At 70.3% G+C, this 14,728-nt stretch carries 16 protein-coding genes; 13 read left to right on the top strand and 3 right to left on the bottom strand.

Translation table 11 applies throughout. From position 1 onward, the window contains the following. Nucleotides 1-121 precede the first annotated feature (121 nt). Nucleotides 122-1,093, bottom strand: coding sequence for a Clp protease N-terminal domain-containing protein (locus tag AC07F0_RS27300; RefSeq protein ID WP_478982690.1), 972 nt, complete (start codon nucleotides 1,091-1,093; stop codon nucleotides 122-124). A gap of 68 nt (nucleotides 1,094-1,161) precedes the next feature. On the opposite strand from AC07F0_RS27300, the gene AC07F0_RS27295 reads away from it, so the two are divergent. From AC07F0_RS27295 to AC07F0_RS27265, 7 genes are all read left to right on the top strand, one after another. Beyond that, nucleotides 1,162-1,521, top strand: coding sequence for an excisionase (locus AC07F0_RS27295; protein WP_478982688.1), 360 nt, complete (start codon nucleotides 1,162-1,164; stop codon nucleotides 1,519-1,521). Between the two features lie 403 nt (nucleotides 1,522-1,924). Further along, nucleotides 1,925-2,578, top strand: a complete 654-nt coding sequence (locus AC07F0_RS27290) for an NAD(P)H-binding protein (RefSeq protein ID WP_478982686.1) — start codon at nucleotides 1,925-1,927, stop codon at nucleotides 2,576-2,578. A 341-nt stretch (nucleotides 2,579-2,919) separates the two neighbouring features. Beyond that, complete coding sequence (locus AC07F0_RS27285) at nucleotides 2,920-3,102, top strand: hypothetical protein (RefSeq protein ID WP_478982684.1); 183 nt, start codon at nucleotides 2,920-2,922, stop codon at nucleotides 3,100-3,102. 107 nt (nucleotides 3,103-3,209) lie between these two features. Next, the gene (locus tag AC07F0_RS27280; protein ID WP_478982682.1) at nucleotides 3,210-3,758 is read left to right on the top strand and encodes a MauE/DoxX family redox-associated membrane protein; all 549 of its coding nucleotides are present in this window, start codon (nucleotides 3,210-3,212) and stop codon (nucleotides 3,756-3,758) included. Nucleotides 3,759-3,772: 14 nt separating this feature from the next. Continuing rightward, nucleotides 3,773-4,315, top strand: coding sequence for a TlpA family protein disulfide reductase (locus AC07F0_RS27275; protein ID WP_478982680.1), 543 nt, complete (start codon nucleotides 3,773-3,775; stop codon nucleotides 4,313-4,315). Between the two features lie 8 nt (nucleotides 4,316-4,323). Beyond that, complete coding sequence (locus tag AC07F0_RS27270; protein WP_478982678.1) at nucleotides 4,324-6,186, top strand: ABC transporter ATP-binding protein; 1,863 nt, start codon at nucleotides 4,324-4,326, stop codon at nucleotides 6,184-6,186. Next, nucleotides 6,183-6,653, top strand: coding sequence for a S26 family signal peptidase (locus AC07F0_RS27265; RefSeq protein WP_478982676.1), 471 nt, complete (start codon nucleotides 6,183-6,185; stop codon nucleotides 6,651-6,653). The genes AC07F0_RS27270 and AC07F0_RS27265 overlap by 4 nt, the downstream gene beginning before the upstream one ends. Nucleotides 6,654-6,671: 18 nt before the next feature. On the opposite strand, the gene AC07F0_RS27260 is transcribed toward AC07F0_RS27265, so the two are convergent. Continuing rightward, nucleotides 6,672-7,085 (bottom strand): helix-turn-helix domain-containing protein, encoded by a 414-nt coding sequence (locus AC07F0_RS27260; RefSeq protein ID WP_478982674.1) that lies wholly within the window; start codon nucleotides 7,083-7,085, stop codon nucleotides 6,672-6,674. A gap of 373 nt (nucleotides 7,086-7,458) precedes the next feature. Between AC07F0_RS27260 and AC07F0_RS27255 the strand changes: the two genes are divergently transcribed. Together AC07F0_RS27255 and AC07F0_RS27250 are read left to right on the top strand one after the other, a co-directional pair. Further along, entirely contained in the window at nucleotides 7,459-8,268 is an 810-nt protein-coding gene (locus tag AC07F0_RS27255; protein ID WP_478982839.1) for a hypothetical protein, read from the top strand. Then, nucleotides 8,151-8,534: a hypothetical protein gene (locus tag AC07F0_RS27250; protein ID WP_478982828.1), complete on the top strand. Its 384-nt coding sequence runs from the start codon at nucleotides 8,151-8,153 to the stop codon at nucleotides 8,532-8,534. The genes AC07F0_RS27255 and AC07F0_RS27250 overlap by 118 nt, the downstream gene beginning before the upstream one ends. Before the next feature lie 229 nt (nucleotides 8,535-8,763). Here AC07F0_RS27250 and AC07F0_RS27245 read toward each other — a convergent pair whose 3' ends face one another. Further along, entirely contained in the window at nucleotides 8,764-10,113 is a 1,350-nt protein-coding gene (locus AC07F0_RS27245; RefSeq protein WP_478982672.1) for a glycoside hydrolase family protein, read from the bottom strand. A gap of 181 nt (nucleotides 10,114-10,294) precedes the next feature. On the opposite strand from AC07F0_RS27245, the gene AC07F0_RS27240 reads away from it, so the two are divergent. From AC07F0_RS27240 to AC07F0_RS27225, 4 genes are all read left to right on the top strand, one after another. Further along, complete coding sequence (locus AC07F0_RS27240) at nucleotides 10,295-11,317, top strand: LacI family DNA-binding transcriptional regulator (protein ID WP_478982671.1); 1,023 nt, start codon at nucleotides 10,295-10,297, stop codon at nucleotides 11,315-11,317. A gap of 134 nt (nucleotides 11,318-11,451) precedes the next feature. Next, complete coding sequence (locus tag AC07F0_RS27235; RefSeq protein WP_478982668.1) at nucleotides 11,452-12,792, top strand: ABC transporter substrate-binding protein; 1,341 nt, start codon at nucleotides 11,452-11,454, stop codon at nucleotides 12,790-12,792. A gap of 61 nt (nucleotides 12,793-12,853) precedes the next feature. Further along, nucleotides 12,854-13,873, top strand: coding sequence for a carbohydrate ABC transporter permease (locus AC07F0_RS27230; RefSeq protein ID WP_478982666.1), 1,020 nt, complete (start codon nucleotides 12,854-12,856; stop codon nucleotides 13,871-13,873). 3 nt (nucleotides 13,874-13,876) lie between these two features. Continuing rightward, complete coding sequence (locus AC07F0_RS27225) at nucleotides 13,877-14,719, top strand: carbohydrate ABC transporter permease (RefSeq protein ID WP_478982664.1); 843 nt, start codon at nucleotides 13,877-13,879, stop codon at nucleotides 14,717-14,719. The last annotated feature ends 9 nt before the right edge of the window (nucleotides 14,720-14,728 follow it).

Here is a 14,728-nt window from a genome sequence, read left to right as displayed (position 1 = left end):
GCCGGCTCCCACCGGTCAGGCCAGGCACGAGAACGCGAGAACTCATGATCGAGTGATCACATCGCTCGACTGTGCGGATAGCCGCTGCGGACAAGAGGCCCCGGCTCGTCGGTCAGCCGGTTCACCTCCGGAGCCGGGGCGCGAGTACCGTGCGTACGACCTTGGCCACCTTGCTCGCGGCGGATGCCTCCTCTTCTTCGGGTTCCGGCTCCAGCATCTGCTGGATCCGCAGCAGCAGTTGGTTGGTCGACCGCCAGAGCGGGACGAACTGGCCGGCGACCGGACCGACGCCCTGGACCGGGCCGCCGGACAGCTCGGTGACCTTCTTGGCGCTCGTGACCGTTGCCGGGTCCCTGAGGATCACGTGCACCTCGTCGTCGACCAGCTTGATCTCCATCTTGCGTGCGGCGGCTTCCTCCGGGTTCGCGTCCGTGGTCGTCTCCGGATCCAGTTCGTCGATCTTGGCGGCGACCGCCTCCGGGTCGACCCCGAGTTCCCGCAGCACCTTGGCCGCCATGCTGTTCTCCGCCCGCAGCATCGCCTCGAGCAGGTGATGGCTGCCCACCGGTGCGCCACCGGCCAGTGCGCTGGCGGCGGACACCGTGTCCTCGGTGGCAGGGGTGCCGACCGGCCAGGGGCCGGTCGCGACGTCCTGCTCATCCTCCAAGGAGGCCAGCACCGCGGCACGGATCTTGCTGATCGGATCGATGCGCTGGGCGAGCACCTTCGCGCCGACGCCCTCACCTTCCCTGACCAGCGCGAGCAGGATGTGTTCCGTACCGATGGAGGTGTGGCGCAGCTGTTGCGCCTCGCGCAGGGCGAGTTCCAGCGTCTTCTTCGCGCGCGGCGCGAACGGGATGTGGCCGCTCAGCTCCTCCGTACCGGGCTTGACCACCGCCGCGATATCGGCCTGCGCGGTCTCCTTGTCGTACCCGAGTTCGTGCAGGACTTTCGCCGCCGTGCTGTCCGGCACGTCGAGCAGCCCCAACAGGAGATGCTGCGTGCCGATCTGGGGGTGCTTGAGCAGCCTCGCCTGCTCCTGGGCCGTGACGACCGCGCGGCGGGCTTTCACTGAGAACCTCTCAAAAGTCATGGTTCCATGGTCCCAACCCTGTCAATACACTGTCATTGACAGGGTGACCGTGTCGAAGGGAGGGTGTGATGGGGACGCCGTCGGACTGGGAGGACCGGCTCGCCCGCTGGCAGAACGAGCTGGAGCTGTTCGAGCAGCTGGACGAGACACCCTGGGTCACGCTGGCCAAGGCGGAAGCCGAGACGGGGGTTTCGCGTTCGGCGCTGCGGTCCTGGTACCGCAACGGCGAGATCGAGTCCCGGCTGGTGGACGGCCCGAACGGGCCGCAGCGCCTGGTCCAGCTGGATGCGGTGATCGAGCGCGCCGCCGCGTCACCGCGCATTCAGCGCAGGGCGGAGCGGGAAGTCAGCCTGGAAGCCCAGGTCACCCTGCTGCGCCACCGGATCGACCAACTCGAGCTGCGCTTGGCCGCGTTGGAGCGGAAGTGACCGGCGTCCGCAGCCCGGTGCGATCGGCTCGACGGCCGCCGCACCCGCTACGAACTCGCCGTCCGTGACTCAGGGGCGCTCATGGCCTGCGGCCGCGGAAGGTGCGGCGCAGGTCGCTCACCCACAGCTCGTCGGCGGTGTGGATGCCGGGCGGGTTCTCGTCCGTGACGAGTAGGCGACCAGCTCACGCAGACAGTCGTCCGGGACGCCGTAGGAGCAGTCCTCATTCCCCTCGTCCGTGCGGGGTGGTCATGCCATGGTTCCTTACTGGCAAGGGGACGCCGAGCCGTCGGCCGATCCTTCGCATAGCCGGAACACCCGCCTGGAAGCGGATCGTTGATCGTTCAGGCACCGTTCTGACGACGGAGCCACAGAATGACATCGAGAGATCGGAGCATCCGGCGTGGACGTCTTCATCATCGGCATCACCGGCGGAATCGGTGGTCTGCTCGCGCAGAGACTCAGCAGTCGAGGAGACACCGTCCACGGGCTCGTTCGCCGGGACGAGCAGCAAGCCGAACTCGCAACGCGGGGCGTGAACGCCCGAGTCGGCGATCTCTCGAGCATGTCCGCCGAACAACTGGCGGCAGCATTCGGCGACGTCGACGTGGTCGTCTTCAGTGCCGGATCGAACGGCGGTAGCAGGGAGGTCACGAAGGCCGTCGACGGCGATGGAGTGGTCAAAGCGATCGAGGCCGCACGCCTCGCCGGTGTGGAACGCTTCGCGCTGGTGTCGGTGCTCCCGGAATCATGGCGGGAACGCGATCTCGGCGAGGAGGTCGAGTACTACTTCGCCGTGAAGAAGGGCGCGGACGTCGAGCTCAGCCGCAGCGATCTGAATTGGCTGATCCTGCGCCCCGCACTCCTTCTCGACGGTCCCGGAACCGGCACTGTGTCCCTCGGGCCGGCCGAACTCCACGGCGAGATCACGCGCGACGACGTCGCCGCCACCCTCGCCGCACTGCTCCACGAGCCCCGGATCGGCCGGCAGATCCTCGAACTCAACACGGGCTCGACACCCATCGAAGAGGCGGTCCGGGCGAACGTCCGCTCCTGACGGCAGCCTGGTTCAGGCGATCTTGACAGTGGTGCCGTTGTTCTCGAGTGCGGTGGTTTCTGGGTTCGACGCCGCGGCCGGTGGCCCAGTACGCCTCGTGGGCGCGGTCCCCGTCGCCGAGGTAGCACACCTTTATTCCGAAGTGGCGACCGGCTACGAGCCGTTCGTGCGACCCGGGAGCCCGCAAGAACTCATTGTTCGAGGCCCCGGTGTGCGGAACGCGTTCGGAATGTGTCGGAGCGCTGTTCCACCGTTGAAGAGGTGCTCACCCCTCCCCAGACTCGTCAGCGTTCATCCCGCCCGCTCACCGGGTCGGGTACGGACCCAAACGAGGAGTGGTCATGCTCAACAGGCTCGGAAACCTGGGCACCTCCCTGCTGGAACGGTTCCTCCCCTCCGCCGACGCGGACGCGCTCAGGTGCATGACGCGGTGCAACGCGGAGGGCTACTGGCAGGACTGGTGCTGCGACAACAAGGGCAAGAACTGCCGCTGGTACGGGGAGCCGTCGATCAGCCCCTGCTGACGGCGGAGCACTGGTTGACCGGGGGAGGGCGTACCGCTGGGTGTGCCCTCCCTCCTGGGGACGACGGGGCCCCGGCCGGACGGGGCCCCGCCCTGAGAGAGGCGGCAATGAACTACTTCACTCACGGCGTGCGCGGACTGCTGACCGCCGTGTTCCTCATCGCCCTGGTCGGCAAGGTCGGCAAGGCCGGGGCGTTCTCCGCCTTCGCCGACTCGTTGCGGCCCCTCGCCGCGGTGTCCGGGCCGGCCGTGCGGGCCGTCGCCCTCGCGGTGGTCGCCGCGGAAGGTGCCGTCTGCCTCGCGCTGATCCTGCCGTACACCCCGGCGACACTGGCGGGTCTGCTGGCGGCCGCCGCGCTTCTCGCGGTGTTCGCCGTGGTCATCGCCCGGTCGGTGGGCAGGGGAACCACCGTGCGCTGCCGGTGCTTCGGCCGCGCGGGCGCGCCGCTGAGGCGAGCGCACGTCGTACGGAACGGATTGCTGGCGTCCGTCGCCGGGACGGGTGCGGCGGCGGTGGTGACCGGCCCGGCCGGTGGATCGGACCCCGGGACGGCCACGGTGGCGTGGTGCGCCGGTGCGGTCGCCGGCGGCCTGGTCACCGTGCTGGACGACCTGGTGAGTCTGTTCCGCCCCGCTGCCCCTTCCACGACCGAGTGACCGAGAGGTGCTGGATGGCTGCTCTGACCGCGGCAGTGGTGCTCGTCGGCATCCTGTGTGTACTGGACCTGCTGCTCACCATCGGAGTGATCAAGAAGCTGCGGGAGTACGGCCCGGCCGGGCCCGCGAGGCCGCCGGGCAGGGGGATGACGCCGCTGCGCCCCGGAGAGGAACTGCCCCCCTTCACGGCCGTGGCCGTGGACGGCGCACCGGTCGGCCGGTCCTCGCTGCCGGACGGGGCACTGATCGCCTTCCTCTCCCCGAACTGTGAGCCCTGCCGGGCGAAGCTGGCCGAACTCGTCGCGTACGCGGCCGCCGAGCCCGGCGGCCGGGACGGGACGCTCGCCGTCGTCGTCGGCGAACCGGAGGAGTGCGAGCGTTTCGTCCGCGAGCTGAACCCGGTGGCCCGGGTGGTCGTGGAGCCGAGGGGCGGGCCGGTGTGCGCGGCCCTGCGCGTGGACGCGTTTCCCACCACACTGCGCGTCGGCTCGGACCGCGACCGTACCGTCGTCACCGGCGACTTGGTCGACTTGACGCGGGAGGCGTCCCCGCGATGAACCGGTCCGTGTCCGGGTCCGTTTTCGCGCGCAGGAGCGGGCTGCTGCTGGCCGCCTCCCTGGCGGCCGGGGCCGCTCCGGTCGCCTGCGTGCTCTACAGCGTGCTGAGCCTGGCCGCCGGTCTGCTGACGGTCGCCACGGCGTGGCTGACCAAGTCGGTGCTGGACAACCTCGGATCGGACGCGGGGATGGGCGCGCTGCTCGCCCCGGCGCTCGGCCTCACGGCCGTCGGCACCGTCGCCGCCCTGCTGCCGCACGTGTGCCGCTACCTGTCCGCGGAGGTGGACCGGCGTAGCGCGCTCCGCGCCGACGCCCGGCTCTTCACCAAGGCGGCGGGCTTCCCCGGCCTGAGCCGCTTCGAGGACCCGGACTTCCTGGACCGGCTGCGACTGGCCCGGCAGGGTGGTGGCCGTGTCCCCGCGCAGGTGATGAACGCGGCACTCGGCCTGGCACGGTCAGCGATCACGGTCACCGGCTTCCTGGGTTCCCTGCTGGTGCTGAACCCGGTCCTGACCGTCCTGGTGGCCGCCGCCGGTGTGCCGACGCTCTGCGCGGAGATCGCCCTTTCACGCAGGCGGGCGGGCGTTGCCTGGCGAGTCGGGGCGAGGGAGCGGCGGGAGTGGTTCTACGGCGGTCTCCTGGCGGACGCCGAGGCGGCCAAGGAGGTGCGCCTCTTCGCCATCGGCGGCTTCCTGCGGGACCGGATGCTCGCCGAGCGGCGGACGGCCGACGCGGCCCGCCGGGCCGTGGACCGGCGCGAGGTCGCCGTGCAGTCGGGCCTCGGCCTGCTCGCCTCGCTGATGACGGGCGGAAGCCTGCTGTGGGCGGTGCGCGGAACGTACCGGGGCGAGTTGTCGGCGGGAGACGTCACGCTCCTCGTCGCCGCCATCGCCGGGACCCAGTCCGCGTTCGCCGCACTGGCGCACGAGGCGGCCCGTGCCGCCGAGTCGCTACTGATCTTCAGCCACTACCGGTACGTGATCGAGGCCCCGCCGGACCTGCCGCTCACGCCGAACCCCCGGCCGCTGCCCGCCCTGCGCCGGGGCATCGAGCTGCGCGACGTGTGGTTCCGGTACTCGGAGCGGCACCCGTGGGTCCTCAAGGGCGTCAACCTGACCATTCCCCACGGCAGTTCGACGGCCCTGGTAGGCCTCAACGGGTCGGGCAAGACGACGCTGGTCAAACTGCTCTGCCGCTTCTACGATCCCACCCGCGGCGCCATCCTGTGGGACGGCGTCGACCTGCGCGAGGTCGATCCGGCGCAGCTGCGCGACCGGATCACCGCGGTGTTCCAGGACTTCGTGCAGTACGACCTGACGGCGGCCGAGAACATCGCGCTGGGCGACCTGGACGCGCTCGACGACGAGAAGCAGATCGTGTCGGCCGCCCGGCAGGCCGGGGCGCACGACACCCTCGACACACTGCCGAAGGGCTATCAGACACCGCTGACAAGGACGTTCTTCGCGGAGGAAGACAGGGACGACCCCGAGTCGGGTGTGCTGCTGTCCGGCGGCCAGAGCCAGCGTCTGGCCCTGGCACGGGCCTTCCTGCGGGGCACGCGGGACCTGATGATCCTCGACGAACCCTCGGCTCGACTGGACGCCGAGGCCGAGTACGAGATCCACACCTCGATCGCGCGGCACCGGCGCGGCCGGACCAGCGTCCTGATCTCCCACCGGATGGGCTCGCTGCGCGATGCCGACGTCATCGTCGTCCTCTCCGGCGGGCGCGTCGTCGAGCGCGGCGACCACGCACGGCTGCTGGCGGTCGGCGGCGAGTACGCGCGGCTCTTCGCACTCCAGGCCACGGGCTATCTGCCCGACGCCCCCGGGCCGTCCGAGGGGGCAGCGCTGACGGAGGTGTCACCGTGACCGGCGGGAGGGACCTCTGGGTTCCGGCGGTGGCACTGGCCGTCCTCGCTGCCTGCGGGGCGGGCGCCACCCGCCGTCTGCTCGTCGTCACCGTCCGCGGGACGAGCATGACCCCCACGCACCACCACGGCGACCGGCTGCTGGTGCGTCGTACGCGCACGGTGCGCCGAGGGCAGGTCGTGGTGGTGCTGCGACCCCGGTCACCGGCGGTCTGGCGGGAGGACCGGCACAGCCCGCTGATCGTGAAGAGGGTGGCGGCGGTGCCGGGGGAGCCGGTGCCGCCGGGGTTGGTCCTCCCCCTCGCGGACGGCCATGAGGGGCGGGTACCTCCCGGCCGTGTGGTGCTCCTCGGCGACAACGCCGCCGCCAGCGTGGACTCGCGCCAGTTGGGCTTCTTCCCGCTGGACGACGTGCGCGGGGTGGTGACGCGGTCCCTGCCCCGGCATGAGGGCACGCACCGACGGTAATCCCGCTCCGGAGATTGTTCAGTGGGTGCCCTGGCCGTGGCCTCGCCGTATGGCCCTGCTGCCGAGCCGTTTGCCGCACCACCAGGAGGTCAGGCAACCGGCGGCGAACACCGCCGCGACGACGGCGTCGGCCAACTGGTGACGTCCGCCGGCGCCCTCCCCGTCGTTCAGAGCCGGCCCTGGCGCGCCGCCCGGACCGGCCGCCGGCATCCAGGCGGCCCGGGCGATACCGCTGCGCGCCCGTAACCAGGCGTCCGTCTCGTCCTCGCCTCCACAGACCTGTACGAACGCCCGTACCACGTCCTCCCGGGGCAGAGTTGTGCGTCCCAGCACGGTCGCGAGCGTGCTGGGCGGCAACGTGTCGCCGTTCCGGTGCGCGCGAGCCGCGATCTCCCGGTACGTCAGCCCGGACCACGCTTTGAGCGCGCGCATGCGGTCGACGAAGGACCGGGGGTCGCAAACGTCGTCGGGGCGGGGCGGACAGTGCTGCCTCATCTCGTGGCCTCTCGTGAGTGTGCGGGGCGGGGGAGTCGCTGCGACGTCGCAGCCCGATGGTGACCATCTGCCCGGTCGGCCGCAACACACCAACGGCCTCACAGGTGTCCCGGACACCGAGCACCCCCGGGACCTGCGCGTTCCGGACTGTCCCGGACGGCCTGGCGGCTGTCCGGCTCACTCCGGGCACGCCCCTCGCCAGGGATCACGCCACGCACGGCCCTCCGCGACAACGACACAGGATGGGAACACAACCAGCCCGCCTCACTTGGCATAGTGGACCCCGCCGGACTGGCGGGGAAGGAAGGTCATGCACGAGGAACCGGAGCGCTACCGGGTCGAGTTCGCGAGTGGTACCGCCGCCTCGGTGGCGAAGCGGCGCTCGTTCCGCGACCACGAGCGCAACGACATCGAGCCCGATCTGCCCGGCTGGCCTCCCGGCCGGACCTTCGCGGTGCGGGGGTTCTTCGGCAAGCTCGGCCGCCACGTCCAAACCGTCGTCACCGGGCTCCTGATGCTGCCGCTCTCCATCATCGCCGACGCCCTGGGCAGTCCCGCGTCGCCCGAGAAGCGGGGGAAGCTGCAGGAGCGTGAGAACGAGGTCGACGATTTCCCCGTCATGTGGGCGGGCGTGGGCGAGACGGCTCGTACGCTGCCCTGGCAGCTCGATCCCTCCCGGCGCCCCTGGCGGATGGTGACCGAGATCGAACTGGCGGAGTCGGAAGGGCTGGTGCGCATCCTGTCGTACGAGGACACGGCGCGTGGCAGTCGGTTCGTTTCATGGGGCGGCGGCGAGAAGGTTCCGGGATCCGAGGCCGTCCTCTGGTCAGTGCCCCGGGAGGACATCGTCGGCGCGGAGATCAAACCATTCAGCGCGGCCGAGTCCGACTTCAAGATCTCCTTCCGCGATGGTTCGTGGGCCCGACTGACGACGTCGTCGTACGGCGCCCGGGAAATCGTCAATCTTCGGACACCCGCACGCCTTTCCGCATGGCGCTGTGGATCAGCAGCATCAACATCGCGCTCGCCACGGCCTGCCACTTCCTGCTGGCCCCGCGCTGGGCGGTCACGGGGATGGCCGCCGCCTACGCTCTGTCCTACGCGGTCGGCCTGCTCCTGACCGCCTTGCGCCTGCGGCGACGCACGGAGGGGCTCCTCGACGGCCGGCGGATCTGTCGCACCTACGCGAAACTCACCGCGGCCGCCACCGCCGCCGGGGCTGCCGGGTGGCTCATCGCCCGCTCCTGCGGCCAGAGCCTGACATCGGTTTCCTGGACGCCCGCCCTTTCCCTCGCCGCGGGCGGCACCGCGATGGTCCTGCTGTTCCTGCTCCTTGCGCGACTCCTGCGGATCCAGGAGTTGCGCAGCCTGCCGGGGCTGGGGTGAATCTGACGGCCCTGCCCGCGACGCCGTGCCGCCGGCAGCCGCCGATGCCGTGACCGAGAGGGAAGCCGCGAGCAAGAACAGCGGTTCGGGCCGGTCCGCCGAGCCAGGTCTCGGTGACGATCGGGTGGACGTCTGCTGGCGATCTCGGCGGTGTGGCGGTGACGTTCATGGCTGGGCCTTTCCTGGGGCCTGCCGAGTGCCGGTCAGCGGGCGCGCGGGCTGTCGCCCGTCAGGCAGCGGAGGGGCCGGGCCAGATGGCCGAGGCGTCGTCGCGGTGGGGGTCGGGCAGCCGGATCGGGCGGACGGCAATGGTGCGTTCGCGCCCATCGGTGACGGCCGTCCAGGAGGCGGGGCGGCCGGTGTAGCACATGGTGGTCAGGGCGAACACACCGTCGGCGTAGACCTCGACGTATTCGCCGACGGTGAGGATGCGCAGCGCGGTGGCGGGTTCGCTCAGGATCGTCTCGCCGAGGCGGGCGCCGTCGGGGCCGGTGGCCCAGAGGTTCTTGCCGTCGCAGCCCACCGCGAGGGCGGGGCGGTCGCCGTCCGTGGTGTCGGTGCGCAGCGTGACCTCGACGCGTCCCGATATGCCGATGTCTCCGACCGCGTGCAGGGCGGGCCGGTCCGTCTCCTCGCCGAGCCAGGCGTTCAGGCCGGGCCACCACTCCAGGCGGGGCGCCGCATCGTCGGGTGTGACCAGGAGTTTCGGCTGGGTGAGCATGCCGCGGCAGCGGTCACCGGTGTCGCTGAGGCCGACCCGGCGAGGCGTGGTGTGCAGTACGACGCGGGAGCCGTCGGGCCCGGCGATGACGCGCGGAGCGTAGGCGCCGGTCGGGCCGAGAGGGCCGCGCCGGGTCCAGGGTCCGCGCAGACGGGGCGCGGTCCATGCCTCGAAGCCGCGGGTGGCGCCGATGGAGCCGAGCAGCAGCCAGGAGCCGTCGTCGAGACGTTCCAGGACCGGGCACTCCAGTTCGTCGACGTCGCCGGGGGAGAGGAGCGGTGGGTGGACGGTCCAGTGCTCCAGATCGTCGGAGGTGGCCCAGGCGACGCAGCCGCTGACCTCCACCGGAAGGGAGGCGTCGCTGGCGCAGACGGCCATGACCCAGCCGTCCGACTCGTCGTCGCGTACGACGAACGGGTCGCGCCAGCCCATGCGTTCACCGGTGCGGTACCAGCGCGGGTCCGCCTCGACGACCGGGCCGGTCCCATGGCGCCGCCAGGCGGTGCCGTCGGTGCGGTCGGAGTACGCCAGCCCGACCGACTGGAGCGGCCAGCCGCCCGGTGTGAGCCCGCGGACGCCCGTGTAGAACATGGCCATTCCGTCGCCGTGCCGGATCGGATGCATCGTCCACACCGCCTGCTCGTCGAAGCGGCCGGGCAGGCCGTTGCCGAAGGCGGTGCCCTGTGGCTCCCAGCGGACCAGGTCGGTGGAGGCAGCCCGGCCGTAGGAGGTCTCCATCCGCAGGTGGTCGAACTCCGGTGTCCAGGGGCCCTGCAGGTGCAGGACCGCGTACGTGCCGTCGTCGTCGCGCAGGAGGGCGAAGTCGTTCACGCAGAGGCCGGGCGGGGCGTATCGCATGCACAGTTCCTGTCGGCTCGACAGCGCCCAAACGTGTGCGCTGATACTTGATAACGAAAAGGTCTCCCGAGAACTGGCCCAAGTAAATATGAACGCAAACGCTTGCGCAACAAGGTGGTCGGGTTTACGGTCACGTCACCCACAGATCACACCGACGTGAAAGCAACGGGAGGAATGCGTCGTGACGGCCAGCATCACCGATGTCGCCCGCGCCGCCGGAGTCTCGGCGTCCACCGTGTCCCGCGCGCTGCGCGGCCGACCGGGGGTCTCCGAGGAGGTGCGGGCGCAGATCACGGCCGTTGCCGCGCAACTCGGCTACACAGCCTCACGTTCCGCGGCGAGCCTGGCCAGCGGGCGCACCTTCACCATCGGCGTCGTGGTCCCGTACGTGGGCCGCTGGTTCTTCGGAACCGTGCTGGACGCCGCCGAGCAGGTGTTCAGTGCCGCCGGGTACGACGTACTGCTGTACAACCTGCGTTCGCCGGAGACACGCAAGCGTTTCTTCACCAGGCTCCCGGTCCGCAAGCGGGTGGACGCGGTGCTGTCGCTGCTCATCCCTGACGAGGAGGAGACCGCCGCGCTGCGTTCACTCGGGGTGCCGCTGGCCACCACCGTCGGCGGCACCCGGCCCGGCTTCACCGTCGTCGGCATCGACGACCGGGCCGGCACCGAGAGCGCCGTACGGCATCTGGTGAACCTCGGCCACCGCCGTATCGGCATGATCTCGGGGGCCAGTGGTCCGCTGCACTGGACCACTCCCATAGAGCGCAGACAGGCATATCTCGACGTCCTGGCCGACGCCGGGATCGAGGCCGATGCGGCTCTGGAGGCGGACGGTGACTACACCGTCGAGGGCGGTGAGCGGGCGATGACCGACCTGCTGGCCGTCTCGCGTCCGCCGACGGCCGTGTTCGCGCAGTCCGACGAGATGGCGATGGGCGCCCTGCGCGCCCTGCGCCGCCACCGGCTGAAGGTGCCGGACGACGTGTCCGTGGTCGGCTTCGACGACCACGAACTCGCCGACGTGGTCGGGCTGACCACCGTCGCCCAGCCGGTCGCCGAGCAGGGCGCCGAGGCCGCCCGGCTGCTGCTGCGGCAGCTGGAGGAACCGGACGCCGAACCTCCCGCCGAGCAGGTGCAGATGCCCATCCGCCTCGTGCTGCGCGAGACCACCGCGCCGCCGCGCCCGCGCGGACCGCAGTAACTCCCCGAGCCCCACACCCCCACCGACCTGAAGCACTCCCGCCCTCCTGAAGCACTCCCGCACACCTGAAGCATGCCCACCCACCTGAAGCACTCCCGCACTTCGAACCCTCGCCACAGCACGGAGGCACAGCCATGAGTTCGACCAGCAGAAAGTACCGCCGCACCGCCTGTACGGGCCTGGCCCTGGCCCCCTTGCTGGCGCTGGCCGCATGTGGCGGGGGCGGTGGTACCGATGCCTCCGCCGAAGCCGGGAGCGGCAAGGGCACCATCAGCGTCTGGGCCCACCAGGGCCAGAAGAACGAGGCCAGTGCGCTGCAGAACGCGGTGAAGTCCTTCAACTCCTCGCAGAACAAGATCAAGGTCGACCTGAAACTGATACCCGAGGACGACTACACCAAGACCATCACCGCCACCGACGCCGCCGAGCTGCCGGACGTGATGGAGTTCGACGGCCCGACCATGGCGAACTTCGTCTACAACAAGAAGCTCGCCCCGATCGACACGTACGTCTCCGCCAAGACCATGGACAACGCCACCGACGCGAGCAAGGCGCAGGGCGAGGTCGGCGGCAAGCACTACGGCCTGGGCATGTTCGACTCCGGCCTCGGCATCTACGGCAACAAGAAGCTGCTGGACGCGGCCGGGGTGAAGTATCCCAAGGGTCTGTCCGACGCCTGGACGGCGGAGCAGTTCACCGCTGCGCTCAAGACGCTGAAGGCCAAGGACCCCGACGGCAAGACCGTCGACCTGCAGGAGTCCGGCGGCTACGCCAATGAGTGGGGCACCTACGGCTTCGCTCCCATCGTCTGGTCCGCCGGAGGCTCCCTGCTCAAGGACGGCAAGGCGGAAGGTGCCCTCGACACCCCGGCCGTGGCCTCTGCCCTGAAGACCTTCCAGTCCTGGAAGACCTACGTCGACCCCAACACCGACGGCAACGCCTTCGCCAAGGGCCGCGTCGCGCTCAGCTGGGTCGGCCACTGGATGTACCCCGCCTACAGCGAGGCCCTCGGCGACGACCTCGTCGTCCTTCCGCTGCCCGACTTCGGCAACGGCCCCAAGACCGGCCAGGGCTCCTGGGCCTGGGGCATCGGCGCCGGCACCAAGAACGCCAAGGCCGCCGGCGCGTTCCTGGACACCCTCCTGAACGACACCAACGTCACCGCCATGACGACCGCCAACGGGGCGGTGCCCGCCACCAGGACCGCGCTCGCCAAGAGCAGCCTCTACCAGCAGGGCGGCCCGCTGCAGCTCTTCGCCGACCAGCTCGCCAAGCCCTGCGGTGACAGCGACATCACCAAGTCCTGCGTCGCGGTCACCCGCCCGGTGACCGCCGGCTACCCGACCGTCACCGCGAAGTTCAGCGAGGCCCTGAACTCCGTCTACGGCGGCGCCGACCCCAAGAGCGCCCTGGAGAAGGCCGCCCGCGCCATCGACCGGGACTTCTCCGACAACGCCGGCTACAAGATTCCGTAGGACCATCGGCCGGGGCGGGCCGCACACCGCGCGCCCGCCCCGCCGGGAACAGGACCCTCCCGTGACATCCGTGGAACCCGTGCCCGCCGTGCCGCCGCCCGGCCCGGGGCAGGCCCCGTCCGTGACCTCCGTGAAGCCCGCGCGTCCGAAGCGATCGATGCGATCAACTCGTCCGGGCCGTAAGAATTACGACTGGCTGCACGGGCTGCTCATGTCCGCCCCGGCCGTGGTCGGACTCATCGTCTTCGTCGGTGTGCCGTTCGGCTACGCCGTGGTGCTCTCCTTCTACAACGTCCGCCTCGGCTCCCCGCTGGAGCCCACCTTCTTCGGCCTGGAACAGTACCGGCGGCTGTTCACCGACCCGGACCTGTCCGGACCGTTCCTGCGGGCCCTGCTGAACAACCTGACCTTCGCCGTGGTCGTCGTACCGGTGCAGACGGCCCTGGCACTCGGGCTGGCGATCCTGCTCAACCGCAAGCTCAAGGCAATCGGCCTCTTCCGGTCCCTGTTCTTCATGCCGGTCGTCTTCCCCATGGCACTGGTCGCCGTGATCTGGCGCCTCATCCTGGCCCGCAGCGACCAGGGCATGCTCAACTCCGCACTGGACGCGGTGAGTTTCGGCAACTGGGGCGCCTTCGACTGGCTCGGCGACGGCGCCACCGCGATGGCCTCGCTCATCGTGCTGTCGATCTGGCAGGGCGTCGGCTTCCAGATGGTCATCCTCCTGGCCGGCCTCCAGCAGATCCCGGGGGAGCTCTACGAGGCCGCCGCACTCGACCGCGCCTCCCGCTGGCAGCAGTTCCGCCATGTCACCCTGCCCGGCATCCACGGCACCCTCGTCTTCGTCGCGATGCTCACCTCGGTGCTGTCCTTCCGGGTCTTCGACCAGGTGTACGTCCTCGTCCGCGGCGGCGGCCTCGACGAGGACGCCACCCGCACGGTGATGTACCAGGCCGTCACCACCGCCTTCGACCAGAACAACATCGGCCAGGCGTCCGCGATCACCGTCGTCTTCTTCCTGATCGTCGTCGTCCTGACGCTCATCCAGCGCCGCGTCGTCCGGCCCGGAAACGAGGACTGACCCATGGGCACCACCCCTACGCCCCTGCGCCGCTTCCTGGACTACGCCGTACTCGGCGTGCTGGCCTTCGTCTTCGTGCTGCCCGTGATCTACCTGTTCCTGGGCAGCCTCAAGCCGTCCGACGAGGTCCTCAACGGCCTGTCCGGCTTCCTCCCCACCCACCTGTCCTTCGACAACTACTCCGCCGTCCTCGACAGCCTCAACTCCGACAGCACCGGCTACTTCTGGCGCTTCATGGGCGTCTCACTGCTGCTGGCATTCGTCGTCGTCACCGGCGGTCTGTTCGTCAACTCGATGGCCGCCTACGGGCTGTCCCGGCTGAAGTGGCGGGGGCGGAACGCCGTCTTCACCCTCATCCTGCTGCTGATGCTGGTCCCGTTCGAGTCGGTGGCGGTGCCGCTCTTCTACATGTTCAACGACCAGCGCAACACCCTCCCCATCCTGGCGCTGCCGTTCATCGCCAACGCCTTCTCGGTGTACCAGTTCCACACGTTCTTCCGCTCGATCCCGCCGAGCATCGAAGAAGCCGCCCGCATCGACGGCGCGGGCCCGTGGCGCACGTTCTTCGCGATCATCGTCCCCATGTCGAAGCCGGCCTTCGCCTCCGTGGCGATCCTGACCTTCCTCATCCAGTGGGGCTCGTTCCTGTGGCCGGTGCTCATGGTCTCCGACCCTTCGGTGCGCCCGCTGCCGCTGGAGATGAGCGTCTTCCAGGGCCAGGAGCCCCCGGACTGGGGCCAGATCCTCGCCTTCGGCGTCCTCCTCGTCCTGCCCGTCCTGGTGGTCTTCGCCTTCTTCCAGCGGTGGTTCGTCCAAGGCGTCGCCAGCTCCGCCGTCAAGGGCTGAATGCGCGTC

Source organism: Streptomyces sp. NPDC045955, assembly GCF_056430805.1.
This window is presented reverse-complemented; position numbering and strand designations above follow the sequence as displayed.

Coding starts and splice junctions, on each gene's coding strand:
- AC07F0_RS27300 (WP_478982690.1), bottom strand. CDS start 1,093: ATGACTTTTGAGAGGTTCTCAGTGAAAGCCCGCCGCGCGGTCGTCACG.
- AC07F0_RS27295 (WP_478982688.1), top strand. CDS start 1,162: ATGGGGACGCCGTCGGACTGGGAGGACCGGCTCGCCCGCTGGCAGAAC.
- AC07F0_RS27285 (WP_478982684.1), top strand. CDS start 2,920: ATGCTCAACAGGCTCGGAAACCTGGGCACCTCCCTGCTGGAACGGTTC.
- AC07F0_RS27280 (WP_478982682.1), top strand. CDS start 3,210: ATGAACTACTTCACTCACGGCGTGCGCGGACTGCTGACCGCCGTGTTC.
- AC07F0_RS27275 (WP_478982680.1), top strand. CDS start 3,773: ATGGCTGCTCTGACCGCGGCAGTGGTGCTCGTCGGCATCCTGTGTGTA.
- AC07F0_RS27260 (WP_478982674.1), bottom strand. CDS start 7,085: ATGCGCGCGCTCAAAGCGTGGTCCGGGCTGACGTACCGGGAGATCGCG.
- AC07F0_RS27255 (WP_478982839.1), top strand. CDS start 7,459: ATGCACGAGGAACCGGAGCGCTACCGGGTCGAGTTCGCGAGTGGTACC.
- AC07F0_RS27245 (WP_478982672.1), bottom strand. CDS start 10,113: ATGCGATACGCCCCGCCCGGCCTCTGCGTGAACGACTTCGCCCTCCTG.
- AC07F0_RS27235 (WP_478982668.1), top strand. CDS start 11,452: ATGAGTTCGACCAGCAGAAAGTACCGCCGCACCGCCTGTACGGGCCTG.
- AC07F0_RS27225 (WP_478982664.1), top strand. CDS start 13,877: ATGGGCACCACCCCTACGCCCCTGCGCCGCTTCCTGGACTACGCCGTA.